12 protein-coding genes are annotated in these 13,646 nt (G+C 62.0%); all 12 read right to left on the bottom strand.

Annotation, left to right across the window (positions count from 1 at the left end; genetic code table 11):
* Window positions 1-31: 31 nt before the first annotated feature.
* Window positions 32-1,393, bottom strand: a complete 1,362-nt coding sequence (glmU, locus tag ACEN84_RS18430) for a bifunctional UDP-N-acetylglucosamine diphosphorylase/glucosamine-1-phosphate N-acetyltransferase GlmU (protein WP_413709473.1) — start codon at window positions 1,391-1,393, stop codon at window positions 32-34.
* 91 nt (window positions 1,394-1,484) lie between these two features.
* On the bottom strand, window positions 1,485-2,225 hold the full coding sequence (locus ACEN84_RS18425; protein ID WP_413711327.1) for a FadR/GntR family transcriptional regulator: 741 nt from the start codon (window positions 2,223-2,225) through the stop codon (window positions 1,485-1,487).
* 27 nt (window positions 2,226-2,252) lie between these two features.
* Window positions 2,253-3,221, bottom strand: a complete 969-nt coding sequence (yjfF, locus tag ACEN84_RS18420; protein ID WP_130278347.1) for a galactofuranose ABC transporter, permease protein YjfF — start codon at window positions 3,219-3,221, stop codon at window positions 2,253-2,255.
* Window positions 3,218-4,246: an ABC transporter permease gene (locus ACEN84_RS18415; protein WP_112711849.1), complete on the bottom strand. Its 1,029-nt coding sequence runs from the start codon at window positions 4,244-4,246 to the stop codon at window positions 3,218-3,220. The genes yjfF and ACEN84_RS18415 overlap by 4 nt, the downstream gene beginning before the upstream one ends.
* A complete protein-coding gene (ytfR, locus tag ACEN84_RS18410) occupies window positions 4,243-5,766 on the bottom strand; it encodes a galactofuranose ABC transporter, ATP-binding protein YtfR (protein ID WP_413709472.1) in 1,524 nt (507 codons plus the stop codon). Before ytfR ends, ACEN84_RS18415 begins: the two co-directional genes overlap by 4 nt.
* 120 nt (window positions 5,767-5,886) lie before the next feature.
* The gene (ytfQ, locus tag ACEN84_RS18405; protein ID WP_112711845.1) at window positions 5,887-6,849 is read right to left on the bottom strand and encodes a galactofuranose ABC transporter, galactofuranose-binding protein YtfQ; all 963 of its coding nucleotides are present in this window, start codon (window positions 6,847-6,849) and stop codon (window positions 5,887-5,889) included.
* 154 nt (window positions 6,850-7,003) lie between these two features.
* Entirely contained in the window at window positions 7,004-8,074 is a 1,071-nt protein-coding gene (locus ACEN84_RS18400) for a BMP family ABC transporter substrate-binding protein (protein ID WP_112711843.1), read from the bottom strand.
* A 54-nt stretch (window positions 8,075-8,128) separates the two neighbouring features.
* Window positions 8,129-9,049, bottom strand: a complete 921-nt coding sequence (locus ACEN84_RS18395) for an ABC transporter permease (protein ID WP_112711841.1) — start codon at window positions 9,047-9,049, stop codon at window positions 8,129-8,131.
* Window positions 9,046-10,131: an ABC transporter permease gene (locus tag ACEN84_RS18390; protein ID WP_203428908.1), complete on the bottom strand. Its 1,086-nt coding sequence runs from the start codon at window positions 10,129-10,131 to the stop codon at window positions 9,046-9,048. Before ACEN84_RS18390 ends, ACEN84_RS18395 begins: the two co-directional genes overlap by 4 nt.
* Window positions 10,121-11,695, bottom strand: a complete 1,575-nt coding sequence (locus ACEN84_RS18385; protein ID WP_413709471.1) for an ABC transporter ATP-binding protein — start codon at window positions 11,693-11,695, stop codon at window positions 10,121-10,123. The genes ACEN84_RS18390 and ACEN84_RS18385 overlap by 11 nt, the downstream gene beginning before the upstream one ends.
* A 46-nt stretch (window positions 11,696-11,741) precedes the next feature.
* The gene (locus tag ACEN84_RS18380; RefSeq protein WP_413709470.1) at window positions 11,742-12,722 is read right to left on the bottom strand and encodes a quinone oxidoreductase family protein; all 981 of its coding nucleotides are present in this window, start codon (window positions 12,720-12,722) and stop codon (window positions 11,742-11,744) included.
* 10 nt (window positions 12,723-12,732) lie between these two features.
* Entirely contained in the window at window positions 12,733-13,461 is a 729-nt protein-coding gene (gene pcsA, locus ACEN84_RS18375; protein WP_112711833.1) for a phosphatidylcholine synthase, read from the bottom strand.
* Window positions 13,462-13,646: the final 185 nt, after the last annotated feature.

Below are 13,646 nucleotides of genomic sequence, written 5' to 3'. Positions count from 1 at the left end.
CAGGCGGTCACTTTGGATTTCGGGCCGTAACTCAGCCCTTGGCCTTCTTCTGAGCCTTGATTGCCAGGGCGCGCTCGCGCAGCAGCTTGGCGCGCTCAGGCTTTATTTCCTGACGGGCGCGGCCGAATGCGAGGGCATCGCCGGGAACATCATCGGTGATGACGCTGCCGGACGCAATGTATGCGCCATCCCCAATCTGGACAGGTGCGACCAGCGAGCTGTTCGACCCAATGAAGGCGTTGGCACCGATTCTGGTCTCGTGCTTGTTCACCCCGTCGTAATTGCAGGTGATCGTCCCTGCCCCGATATTGGTGTGCGCACCGACCACGGCGTCGCCGATATAGGTCAGATGGTTGACCTTGGCGCCCTCCGCGATCTTGCCGTTCTTCACCTCGCAGAAATTGCCGACCTTCGATCCCTCGCCGAGATCGGCGCCGGGGCGCAGGCGGGCGAACGGGCCGACGGTGGCGCCGGCGCTGACATGGGCGCCCTCGATATGCGAGAAGGCATGGATGACGGCGCCGCCGTCGATCGTCACGCCGGGGCCGAAGACGACATTCGGCTCAATCAGCGCATCCTGGCCGATGACGGTGTCATGCGACAGGAACACGGTTTCCGGCGCGACCATCGAAACGCCAGAGATCATCAGCTCGTGGCGGCGGCGCTCCTGCCAGAGGCGCTCGATATTGGCGAGTTCGGCGCGATTGTTGCAGCCGGTCATCTCGACTTCCGGAGCATCGACCGCCGTGACACGCCCACCGAGCGAGCGGGCGATCTCGACGAGATCGGTCAGATAATATTCGCCCTTGGCATTGCTGTTGCCGATGCGGGCAAGCAGATCGAGCGCCTTGCGGCCGTTGATCGCCATCAGTCCGCTGTTGCACCATTTGACGGCGCGCTCGGCATCCGTCGCATCGTTCTCCTCGCGGATGGCGATCAGCTCGCCGTCCTTGACGAGCAGACGGCCGTAGCCGGTCGGCTTTTCGGTATGGAAGCCGATGACGACGATGTCGCTGCCGTCGGCCAACCCCTGGCGGGCCGCCTTCAGCGGTCCGTCGGTCTGCAGCGGTACGTCACCATAGGTAACCAGGATGTCGTCATAGCCGCGGGCGATCGCCTCGCGGGCGGCGAGCACCGCATGGCCGGTGCCAAGCCGCTCCTTCTGCAGATGCGTCTCGACAGCAACGCCACCAATCGCGGCCGCCTTCGCAACCTCATCGGCATCACGGCCGACGACGAGCGCAACCGAGGAAATGCCTGCCTTCGAGACCGCATCGACTACATGCGCGATCATCGGCCGGTTGGCGACCGGATGCAGAACCTTCGACTTCGAAGACTTCATGCGGGTGCTGTCGCCGGCGGCGAGAATGACGGCAAGGCAGGTGCGTTCCATGTGCAGGCTCCGGGAATCCATTATTCGACGCTTTGCTGTGACATAGCAGCAAGGCGAAGCGGCGACAAAGATGAAAAATCGGCTTACGCCGCTAGGCCGAGACGCGGCTGATCGTCAGGAAAGCTTCATGGACGTGATCGCGCCCGTCGATGATCACGTCCTCCATCGCCTTGCGGGTCGCGGCGACATCACCGGCGGCGATCATATCGACGATGCGCATATGGGTGTCGGCAATATTGGAAAAGCCGTTCTGAGATGGCGGCGTACTGATGCGGAACATGCCGACGAGTGCGGCCTCGATCAGGCTGCCGAGCGTGCGCATGAACGGATTGTGCGAGGCATCGGAGACGGCCAGGTGAAAGCGAAGGTCGGCGAGCGCCAGGCTTTCGGTCGTGTGTCCGGGCTCGGCCATGACAAGCGCCAGTTCACGCAGGTGGGCGATATCGTCGCCGGTGGCGCGCTCGGCCACCAGGCCTGCGGCAAAGGGCTCGAAGGCCAGGCGGATATCGTAGAGCTGCAGAAGGAACTCTTCGGTGACGCCATTGTCGAAATGCCAGGCGATGATCTCGCTGTCGAACATGTTCCAGAGGTTCTTCTCCGTCACACGCGTACCGACGCGGGCCTTGGCGACGACCATGCCCTTGGCGGCCAGCGTCTTCATCGTTTCGCGAAGAACGGTGCGCGATACCTTGAACCGCTGGGCGAGCTCCGCGTCGCCGGGCAGAATGGAGCCGACCGGATATGTTCCGGCGACCATGGCCCTGCCAAGCTCGTCCACGACCTGCGCGTGGCTCGTCCGCGTTTTCCGTCCCGCCTTGCGGGTATCAAGCATTCTGCTGCGCAAGCAACACGTCCTCCGTCAGGCATACCTCTTGTTCAGGCTGGAAAGGAACAGAATGGCCTTCTGCATCAAGATGAATGCGAAGAGCAGAAGCCCGATCAAGATCTTCGTCCACCAGCTCGACAGGGTTCCGTCGAAGGTGATGTATGTCTGAATGAGCCCCTGTATCAGGAGACCGATAAAGGTTCCCGCTACGAATCCTGCACCCCCAGTCAGCAGCGTCCCTCCGATGACGACCGCTGCGATGGCGTCGAGCTCGACGCCCACCGCTGCAAGGGAATAACCGGCCGACGTATAGAGAGAAAAAACGATTCCGGATAGGCCCGCCAAAAAGCCCGAAAGCGCGTAGATCTGGATGGTGGTCTTGGCCACCGGAACGCCCATCAACTCTGCCGTTTGAACCCCGCCGCCGAGCGCGTAGACGTTGGTACCGAAGCGGGTGCGGTGGGCGAGGAAGATGCCAGCCGCAAAGACGATCAGCATGATGGCGCCGATCAGCGTCAGGCGCCCGCCGCCCGGCAAGCGGTAATAGATGCCGGTCAATGTCGTGTAATAATCATGCTCGATCGGGATGCTGTCGATCGACAGCACATAGGACATGCCGCGCGCCAGGAACATGCCGGCGAGCGTGACGATGAAGGGCGGCATCTTCAGGTAATGGATGACCGCGCCCATCAGGCCGCCGAAGGCGGTGGTGATGACGAGCACCATGGCGAAGGCAACGAGCGGATGAACGGTCGTGTCACGCAGGACGACGGCGAGGAAGACGCCGGTGAAGGCGATCACGGACCCGATCGACAGATCGATGCCGCCCGAGATGATGACGAAAGTCATGCCGACGGCGGCAATGCCGAGGAAGGCGTTGTCTGTCAGAAGATTACCGGCGACGCGGGTCGACAGCATGTTCGGATATTGCAGCGCGCAGGCCGCATAGGACAGGATGAAGATGACGATCGTGGCGAGCAGAGGCAGGTAACGGGAATTCATTTCGGCTGCTCCACGCGCACGCCCGCACTCTCCGCCGGCTTGCGGCTGAAGAAGGCGGCTGCCGATTGCAGCGCCGGCGACTGGATGATGAGAATGACGAGGATGATGATCGCCTTGATGATCAGGTTGAACTCCGGCGGAAAGCCGGAGAGCAGGATGCCTGTATTGACCGCCTGAATGATCATCGCGCCGATCAACGACCCCAGGATGCTGAAGCGGCCGCCAAGCAGCGAATTGCCGCCGACGACCACCGCCAGGATGGCGTCGAGTTCCAGCCACAGACCGGCATTGTTGGCATCGGCGCCCTTGATGTCGGCGGCGACGATGATGCCGGCGATGGCGGCGCAGAGCGCGCTCAGCATATAGACGGCCATCAACAGAACAGGGGTACGAACCCCCGAGAGCGTGCTGGCGCGTCTGTTGATGCCGACGGCCTCGACCAGCATGCCGAGCGCGGTTCGGCGCACCAGCAGGATGACGATCGCGCCGACGAGCAGCCAGATGACGACCGGCATCGGCAGATAGGCGAAGGAGCCGCTGCCGAAGAAGATCAGGCCTGGATCGTTGAAGGTCATGATCACGCCCTCGGTGATCAGCTGCGCGATGCCGCGGCCCGCGACCATCAGCACCAGCGTGGCGATGATCGGCTGGATGTTGAGGATGGCGACGAGGAAGCCGTTCCAGACACCACAGAGCAAACCGACCGCAAGCGTGACGACGAGCGTATAGGCCAGCGAATTGCCCGAAACGATCGACGAGGCCGCGACCGCGCCGCAGATAGCGATGACGGCGCCGACCGAGAGGTCGATGCCCTTCGTGGCGATGACGAGCGTCATGCCGATCGCCAGCAGCGCCACGGGCGCGCCGCGGTTCAGCACGTCGATGAGACTGCCGTAGAGCCGGTCATTTTGAACAACGACATTAAAGAATTGCGGGAACATGATGAAATTCAAGGAAAGAATGACAACAAGCGCAATCAATTGCGGCGCCAGGCGGATGGCGAGCGCCTTAAGTGAGGAACTCATGCATCCTCCGTCTTCTTCTCGGCCGCGGCGATGGCATCGACGATGCCCGAGGCGGTAATGCTATTGCCTGAAAGCTCAGCGATATGCTCGCGGTCACGAAGTACGATGACACGTGAACTATAGGCGACAAGCTCTTCTAATTCCGACGAAATCACCACCAGCGACATGCCCTTGGCACAGAGCTCCTCGATCAGCCGAATGATCTCGGCATGCGCCCCGACATCGATGCCGCGGGTCGGTTCGTCGAGGATCAGGAAGTCTGGATTGGTGGCGAGCCAGCGGGCCAGGATGGCCTTCTGCTGATTGCCGCCCGATAAGAGCCGGATCGGCTTCTCGCGGTCAGTGGTGCGGATATCCAGCGCCTTGATGTACTGGTCGGCCAGGGCGTTCTGTTCGCTGCGGGAGAGCGGCCTTGCCCAGCCGCGGCGGGCCTGCAGGGCCAGGGCGATATTCTCGCGGATTGAGAGATCGCCGATGATGCCATCCGTCTTGCGGTCCTCCGGGCAGAAGCCGAAGCCCTGCCGGATCGCCGCCCGCGGGCTGTTGAGCGCAGCGGGCTTGCCATCGATCTCCGCCTTGCCGCTATCGGCATTCTCGATGCCGAAGAGCAGTTCGGCCGTCTCCGTGCGTCCGGAACCAAGGAGGCCGGCGACGCCGACGACTTCGCCGACGCGGACGTCGAGATCGAAGGGCTTCACCTTGCCGCGCTTGCCATAGCCTTCGAAGCGATACTTCACCGCGCCGGCCTCAGTGCTGCGTTCCTTGGCCGCTTCCTCGGCATGGGCGAGTTCGCGGCCGAGCATCATGGCGATCAGGCCCTGGCGCGGCAGCTCGGCGGTATCGCGCGTGCCGACAAGGCGGCCATTGCGAAGCACCGTTATGCGGTCGCTGATCTCATAGACCTGCTCAAGGAAGTGCGTAATGAAAACAATACCTAGCCCCCTCTCCTTCAAGTTTCTGATGATGCCGAAGAGCATCGCCACTTCCTGCGTATCGAGGCTGGCGGTGGGCTCGTCGAGGATCAGGACCTTGCCGGAGAGATCGACGGCGCGGGCGATGGCGATGACCTGCTGCACGGCGACCGAGAAGCGGTCGAGCTGTGCGGTCACGTCTATCGTCAGCCCATATTGAGCGAGCAGCTCGCGTGCCTGCCGGTTCATGGTGCGGATGTCGACCATGCCGAAGCGCCGCGGCTGGCGGCCGAGGAACAGGTTCTCGGCAACGCTGAGATTGGGAAGGAGGTTGACCTCCTGGTAGACGGTGCCGATGCCAAGCCGCTGGGCGGCGAGCGTATCGTTCGGATCGATGTCACCGCCATCGAGCGTCAGACCGCCGCCGTCACGGCGATAGGCGCCCGTCATGCATTTGATGAGTGTCGATTTGCCTGCTCCGTTTTCGCCGAGCAGCGCATGCACTTCGCCCTTGCGCAGGGTGAAATCCACCTTGTCCAGCGCGACTGCGCCGGGGAAGAATTTCGATATGCCTGATGCGACGAGGACGTTCTCGAAATCGTGAATCATGGTCCGGCCGTTTCCTGATATGCACCCCGTCATGCCGTTGCAAATGCGGGACATGACGTCCCGCACGCAGAGGCAGTCCCGCACCGGTCCATGATGGGCCGGTGCGGTTCCAGCGTCAAATCAGTAGCCCTGCCCCTTCTTCTCCTCGTAGACCTTCATCGGATCGTCGGCCTGCGTGTAGAGCTTGGATTCCGTCTGGATCCACTTCGGCGGTGCCTTCTTGTCCTTCAGATACGCATCGAGCGCATCGAAGGCCGGACCCGCCATGTTCGGCGTCAGCTCGACCGTGGCGTTCGCCTCGCCGTCAGCCATCGCCTTGAAGAGATCCGGAACGGAGTCGATCGAGATCGTCAGGATGTCCTTGCCCGGCTTCAGGCCGGCTTCCTTGATCGCCTGGATGGCGCCGACGGCCATGTCGTCGTTATGGGCGTAGAGGGCGCAGATATCCTTGCCGCCGTTCTCCGCCTTCAGGAAGCTTTCCATGACTTCCTTGCCCTTGGCGCGGGTGAAGTCGCCGGTCTGGCTGCGGACGATCTTCAGGTTGTCATGACCCTTGATGGCTTCTTCGAAGCCCTTCTTGCGGGCGATCGCCGGCGAGGAACCGGTCGTGCCCTGAAGCTCAACGATGTTGCACTTCTTGTCGCCCACGGTCTTGACCAGCCAGTCGCCGGCAACCTTGCCTTCATGGACCTGATCCGAGGTCACGGCTGTGAGATAGAGATCCTCCGGCGCCTTGATCGTGCGGTCGAGCAGGATGACCGGGATATCGGCTTCCTTGGCTTCCTTCAGGACGGCATCCCAGCCGGTTTCGACAACAGGTGCGAGCAGGATGGCATTGACGCCCTGGGCGATGAAGGAGCGGATCGCCTTGATCTGGTTTTCCTGCTTCTGCTGAGCATCGGAGAACTTGAGATCGATGCCGCGCTTCTCGGCCTGCTGCTTGGTCACGGTCGTTTCGGCAGCGCGCCAGCCCGATTCCGAGCCGATCTGCGAAAAGCCGACAACGAGACCGGCGGCCTGGGCCGAACCGAACATGCAGGCAGCCAGAATCGTGGCACTCAAGAGTGCAGTTTTCAGTTTCATGATTGTCTCTCCCAAAAGGCCGCCTCCTCGCGGCACGAGAGTCAAAAAATCATATAGTATTACTTTTGTAAATCGTAATTCTAGCATGCAGTGCAGCAAAAAAAAGGCGCCCCTTCGGAGCGCCTTTCGCAATCGCAAAAGTTGCGGCCGGATATTATTGCGGCAGCTTGTCGTCGACGCCTTCGACGTAGAAGTTCATGCCGAGCAGCGTGCCGTCATCAGCCTTCTCGCCGGCCTTCAGCCAGGGCGTACCGTCCTGCTTGTTGATCGGGCCGGTGAAGGGATGCAGTTCGCCGGACTTGATCTTGGCTTCGGTATCCTGCGCCATCTTCTTCACGTCGTCAGGCATGTTGGTGTAGTCGGCCATCTTCAAGATGCCGTCCTTCAGGCCATCCCAGCTCTGCTCGGACTTCCAGGTGCCGTCGAGCAGCGCGTGAACGCGCTTAGAGTAGTAGTTGCCCCAGGTGTCGACGATCGCCGTCAGCTGTGCCTTCGGGCCGGCTGCGATCATGTCGGAGGCCTGACCGAAAGCGTGGATGCCGCGCTCCTCGGCAACCTGCATCGGCGCGGTCGTGTCGGTGTGCTGCGTCAGGACGTCGACGCCCTGGTCGATCATCGCCTTGGCGGCATCGGCTTCCTTGCCCGGGTCGAACCAGGTGTTGACCCAGATGACCTTCAGCTTGAAGCTCGGGTCGACGGACTTGGCGCCCTGCTCGAAGGAGTTGATGCCCATCACGACTTCAGGAATCGGGAAGGAGGCGATGTAGGCAGCGCCGTGGTTCTTCGAGGTCTTGGCAGCGATCTGGCCGAGGATGTAGCGGCCTTCATAGAAGCGCGAGTTGTAGGTCGCGAGATTCGGGCCGGTCTTGTAGCCGGTGCCATGCTCGAACTTCACGTTCGGGAACTTGGCGGCAACCTTGACGGTCGCATCCATGAAGCCGAAGGAGGTGGTGAAGATCAGCTTGCAGCCGGAGCGGGCGAGACGCTCGATGGCGCGCTCGGCGTCCGGGCCTTCCGGCACGTTTTCGAGGTAAGGCGTTTCGATCTTGTCGCCGAATTCCTTCTGGATCTGCTGGCGGCCGAGATCGTGTGCCTGCGAGTAGCCGCCGTCGGTGTGCGAACCGACATAGACGAAGCAGATCTTGGTCTTGTCCGCCGCCTGAGCGGAACCGACGCTTATCAGCGCGGCAGCCGATGCGGCGAGTGCGAGTGCTATTTTCTTCATGGTGACCCCTGTTGGTTTTGAAGAGATTTCCGGAAACCCGTCTGATTTTTTCTTCTATCGCTCCGGTACGAAGGCTTTTCCAAGCGACGCGGGCGTGTTGATCAACGTCGTGCGCCGATTATGAGAAATGATGATGAGAACCACAATAGTGGCCGCATAGGGCAGCATCGACAGGAACTGTGCCGGAATGCCGATGCCGAAGGCCTGGGCATGCAGCTGCAGAATGGTGACGGCGCCGAACAGATAGCCGCCGGCGAAGACACGCAGCGGACGCCAGGAGGCAAAGACGACGAGTGCGAGCGTGATCCAGCCGCGGCCCGACGACATGTTCTCCACCCATTGCGGCGTATAGACGAGCGACAGCTGCGCGCCGGCAAGACCAGCGCAGGCGCCGCCGAAGATCACGGCGAGATAGCGGGTGCGGATGACATTGATGCCGAGCGCATGGGCCGAAGCGTGATTGTCGCCGATGGCGCGCAGCTTGAGCCCGGCGCGGCTGCGGAACAGGAACCAGCTGACGCCGACCAGGAGCGCGATCGACAGGTAGAAGGTCAGGTCCTGGCGGAACAGCACCGAGCCGATCACCGGAATATCCGACAGGAACGGGAAGACGATCGGGCTCAGCCGGATGCCGGGAACGCTGACGAAGGATTCGCCGAGCATGCCTGACACGCCGAGGCCGAGAATGGTGAGCGCCAGACCCGTCGCCACCTGGTTTGCCACCAGCGTCAGCGTCAGGAAGCCGAAGAGCAGCGAAAACAGAGCGCCGGCGGCGATGCCGCAGATCAGGCCGATGTAGGGCGAGCCGCTCATCTGCGCACCGGCGAAGGCAGCGACAGCGCCCATGATCATCATGCCCTCGACACCGAGATTGAGGACGCCAGACCGCTCGGCCACGAGTTCGCCGAGTGCGGCGATGACCAGCGGCGTGGAGGCGGTGATGACCGTCAGCAGGATTGCTTCGAAGATGCTCATGCCGCGCCTCCCCGAACCCGCGACCAGATGATGCGGATCTTGTAGTAGATGAGCGTGTCGCACGAGAGCACGAAGAACAGCAGCAAGCCCTGGAACACGCGCGTAACCTTGTCGGAGACGCCGATCGACAGCTGCGCTGCCTCGCCGCCGAGATAGGTCAGCGCCAGCACCAGGCCGGAGAGAATGATGCCGAGCGGATTGAGGCGGCCGAGGAAGGCGACGATGATCGCGGTAAAGCCGTAACCCGGCGAGATTGCCGGCTGCAGGTGGCCGATCGAACCGGAGACTTCGGAAATGCCTGCGAGACCGGCCAGAGCGCCTGAGAACAGGAAGCCGAACCAGATCATCCGCTTCGAGGAAAAGCCTGCAAAACGCCCTGCCCGCTCCGACTGCCCGAGGACGACGATCTCGAAGCCCTTCAGCGTGTATTTCATCATGAACCAGACGAGGATCGCGGCAACGATCGCGAAGATGAAGGCCCAATGCGCGCGGCCGGACTCCTCCCAGATCGCCGGAAGCGTCGCCTCAGGCGGAAAGCCGACGCTTTCAGGGAAGTTGAAGCCCTGCGGATTGCGCCAGCGGCCGCGGATCAGCCAGTCGAGGAAAAGCTGGGCGATATAGACCAGCATCAGCGACGTCAGGATCTCGTTGGTGTTGAAATGCGCCTTGAGCAGCGCCGGGATTGCCGCAAACAGCGCTCCGCCGATCGCGCCCATGATCAGCATCAGCGGCAGCACCATCGGCGAATGCCATTCGGTGAAGACGATCGGCAGGATCGAGCCTGTGATGGCGCCGACCGTGAACTGGCCTTCGGCGCCGATGTTCCAGTTGTTGGAGCGGTAACAGACCGACAGGCCGACGGCGATCAGGATCAGCGGTGCGGCCTTGATCGCCAGCTCATGCAGCGACCAGACTTCGAGCAGCGGCTCGATGAAGAAGGCGTCGAGCGCCTCGATCGGGTCCTTGCCGAGAATGGCGAACATGATGGCGCCGGCAATCAGCGTCAGGGCCAGCGCGAGCAACGGCGAGACGAAGGCATAGAGCTTCGAGACCTGCGGACGCTTTTCGAGTTCAATGCGCATGTCCGGCCTCCGCAGCGGGCTTGCTTTCATGCAGGCCGCCCATGAGCAGGCCGATCTTTTCGCGGGTCAGCTCGCCCGACGGGAATGGCGGCGACAGACGCCCTTCGGAGATGACGGCGATCTCGGTCGCGACTTCGAAGATCTCGTCGAGATCCTGGCTGATGACGACGACGGCAGAACCGGCGCGGGCCAGATCGACGAGCGCCTGACGGATGCGGCTTGCCGCACCGGCATCAACGCCCCAGGTCGGCTGATTGACGACGAGGACGGCCGGCTGGCGGTCGAGCTCACGGCCGACGATGAATTTCTGCAGGTTACCGCCCGACAGCGACCCGGCCGCCGGATCGTCTCCGCTCTTGCGGACATCCATGGCTTCGGAGATGCGTCGCGCGGCGGCCTTGACCGCGCCGTGCTTGATGACACCGAGGAAGCCGCCGCCAAGGAAGGACTTGCGGTCCGACTGACTGCGCGCCAGCACGAGATTGTCAGAGAGCTTCATGGCCGAGACGGCGGCATGGCCATGGCGCTCTTCCGGAACGAAACCGGCGCCGAGAAGACGGCGGGCGGTGATGCCGAGCGTGCCGACCGGCTTGGCGCGGATCATCACCGCGTTCGGCTCGGCAACGGGATATTCGCCGGAGAGCGCATCGAAGAGTTCGCTCTGGCCATTGCCGGCGACACCGGCGATCGCCAGGATTTCGCCTGAGCGGACAGCCAAAGAGACATCCTTGAGCGGCATTGCGAAAGGCGTACGCGCAGAGACCGAAAGGCCGGTCACGGCGAGCTGGACTTCACCCTTGTTGCCGCGGTCGGGATGGGTGACGGCCGCGACATCGCTGCCGACCATCATGCGAGCCAGCGACGCCGGCGTTTCCTGCCTCGGATCGCAGGCGCCGGTCACCTTGCCGTGGCGAAGAACGGTGGCACGATCGCAGATGCGCTGCACTTCCTCGAGACGGTGGCTGATATAGAGAACGGAGCGCCCCTCGGCCTTCAGCTTGAACAGTGTCTCGAACAGCTTGTCGGCTTCCTGCGGCGTCAGCACCGAGGTCGGCTCGTCGAGGATGATCAGCTTCGGGTTTTGCAGCAGCGCGCGTACGATCTCGATACGCTGGCGTTCGCCGACCGAGAGGTCAGCCACATGCGCATGCGGATCGAGCGGCAGGCCGTAGGCGCGCGACAGCGTGCGTGCCTCTTCGGCGATCTTGCCGATCGGAATGGTGTCAGCGAGCGAGAGAGCGATATTTTCGGCGACGGTCAGCGCTTCGAACAGCGAGAAGTGCTGGAAGACCATGCCGACGCCGAGATTGCGGGCCTCGCCGGGGGAGCCGATGGTGACGGGCTTGCCTTCCCAGAGGATGTGACCAGCCGTCGGCTCCAGCACGCCGAACAGCATTTTCACCAGGGTCGATTTTCCCGCACCGTTTTCTCCAAGCAGAGCGTGGATTTCGCCGGGGGCTATATCGAGGTCGATTTCATTGCAGGCAGCAAAGCTGCCGAAATGCTTGGTCAGCTTCTGGACCGACAGTAACGCACCCGACGACGGCGCATTGGATGACGACACGTTCCCCTCATTTCTCTCTGCCGATCCGTCCTTTTTCACGGAATCTCTATGGGATCAGCAGCGTAGTTCCAGTCGTTTTTCTTGCTTCCAGATCCGTGTGAGCCCGTCCCACCTCACGTAGCGGATATGTTTGATTGATATTGATACGCACTTTGTTGCTCAGCACAACAGCAAATAGCGCGTTTGCACAATCCTTAAGCTCTTGCGGTGTCGCAATATAGCTGAAGAGCGTCGGCCGGGTGGCGAAGAGCGAGCCGCGCTGGGCGAGTGCGGCAAGCGTGAAATTCTCAATGCCGCCAGAGGATTGACCGAAGGAGGCGAAGAGACCGCGCGGCTTCAGGCAGTCGAGCGAGTGCGGGAAGGTGTCGCGGCCGATGGAGTCATAGACGACATCGACGCCCTTGCCGCCGGTGATTTCCTTCACCCTTTCGACGAAGTTTTCGGTCCTGTAGTTGATGACGTGATCGTAACCGTGCTCGAGCGCCAGCTTGACCTTGTCGTCCGATCCCGCCGTACCGATGACGGTAGCGCCGAGCGCCCTCGCCCACTGGCCGGCAATCAGGCCGACGCCGCCGGCAGCGGCGTGGAACAGCAGAACCGTTTCCGGCCCGACCTTGAAGGTGCGGTTCAGCAGATACTCGGCCGTCATGCCCTTGAGCATCATCGCGGCCGCGGTTTCGAGACTGATGCCGTCGGGTACCTTGACCAGATGTTTGGTGTCGATGTTGCGCTCGACGCTATAGGCACCGTCAGCGCTCGCGTAGGCAATTCGGTCGCCGACGGCAAAGCCGGTCACGCCCGGGCCGACAGCGGTGATGGTGCCGGAGGCTTCCTTTCCGGTGACGAAGGGCAGATGCGGCGCCTTGTAGGTGCCGTCGCGGAAATAGACGTCGATGAAGTTCAGGCCGATCGCAGCATGTTTCAGCTGCACCTCGCCGGCGCCGGGCGGCGGCAGATCGACATCCACATAGTCAAGAACCTCCGGGCCGCCATTGCGGGTGAATGCGACTGCCTGCGTCTTTGCCATTGCGCCTGTCCTATTCGCTCTTTCCAAGCGCCGGGAAGAACTGCAGCACGGCGCCGATGCAATAGAGGTAGATACCGCTGATGATGAAGAGGACAACCGCCCAATGCGGCATGTCGAAATGCATCAGCAGCGAATAGATGCCGAGCGCCGACCAGAGGAAGAAGACGCCGAGATTGAGCGGCCGCAGGCGCTTGACGCGGACCGGATGCAGGAAATTGATCGGCAGGAACGTCAGGAATACCGAGACCGTGACGACGATCATCGCGGTCATGGCGCTCGCATCCATGACGAAGAGCGTGAAGACGATCATGTTCCAAACGACGGGGAAGCCCGAGAAGAAGTATTCCTCGGTCTTCATGCCCATATCGGCATAGTAGATGGCGCTCGAGACGACGATCATGCCGGCGGCGGCAAAAGACCAGGGCTCGCCGATCATGCCACTCTGATAGAGCGCGAAGGCTGGTAGCAGCACGTAGGTGACATAGTCGATGATGTTGTCGAGCGTGTCGCCCGACCAGTTCGGCAGCACTTCCTTGACCCGCACCTTGCGGGCGATCGGGCCGTCGATGCCATCGACGAGGAGCGCCAGGCCCAGCCACCAGAACATGTCGATGAAACGATGCTCGGCGGCGGCCACAACGCCGAGGAAGGCCAGGAAGGAGCCGGAAGCTGTCAGAATATGGACGGAAAAGGCGCGCATCTCCGCGTAGGGTACGCGCTTGTAATTGAAAATCTTCATGTTTCCCCGTAGCGCCTGCCGCCCCCTGATACTCCCGGGCGCGTTTTGGCCCTAATATGCATCCTTTGCCCCGCTCCGCCAGATCAAAAGCGAAAAGAGCCCACAGAGCATTGAATCATGAGAATGACATGCATATTTCGCAGCTGGCACGCGGCAGAGAATGGATTGCCTTTAATTTGCGGTGG

It is taken from the genome of Rhizobium sp. Rhizsp82, from assembly GCF_047325115.1.
GTDB lineage: Bacteria > Pseudomonadota > Alphaproteobacteria > Rhizobiales > Rhizobiaceae > Rhizobium.
The sequence above is the reverse complement of the archived record's forward strand: the minus strand, read 5'-3'. Positions and strand labels throughout refer to the sequence as shown.

Coding starts and splice junctions, on each gene's coding strand:
- ytfQ (WP_112711845.1), bottom strand. CDS start 6,849: ATGAAACTGAAAACTGCACTCTTGAGTGCCACGATTCTGGCTGCCTGC.
- glmU (WP_413709473.1), bottom strand. CDS start 1,393: ATGGAACGCACCTGCCTTGCCGTCATTCTCGCCGCCGGCGACAGCACC.
- yjfF (WP_130278347.1), bottom strand. CDS start 3,221: ATGAATTCCCGTTACCTGCCTCTGCTCGCCACGATCGTCATCTTCATC.
- ACEN84_RS18390 (WP_203428908.1), bottom strand. CDS start 10,131: ATGCGCATTGAACTCGAAAAGCGTCCGCAGGTCTCGAAGCTCTATGCC.
- ACEN84_RS18395 (WP_112711841.1), bottom strand. CDS start 9,049: ATGAGCATCTTCGAAGCAATCCTGCTGACGGTCATCACCGCCTCCACG.
- pcsA (WP_112711833.1), bottom strand. CDS start 13,461: ATGAAGATTTTCAATTACAAGCGCGTACCCTACGCGGAGATGCGCGCC.
- ACEN84_RS18415 (WP_112711849.1), bottom strand. CDS start 4,246: ATGAGTTCCTCACTTAAGGCGCTCGCCATCCGCCTGGCGCCGCAATTG.
- ACEN84_RS18400 (WP_112711843.1), bottom strand. CDS start 8,074: ATGAAGAAAATAGCACTCGCACTCGCCGCATCGGCTGCCGCGCTGATA.
- ytfR (WP_413709472.1), bottom strand. CDS start 5,766: ATGATTCACGATTTCGAGAACGTCCTCGTCGCATCAGGCATATCGAAA.
- ACEN84_RS18380 (WP_413709470.1), bottom strand. CDS start 12,722: ATGGCAAAGACGCAGGCAGTCGCATTCACCCGCAATGGCGGCCCGGAG.
- ACEN84_RS18425 (WP_413711327.1), bottom strand. CDS start 2,225: ATGCTTGATACCCGCAAGGCGGGACGGAAAACGCGGACGAGCCACGCG.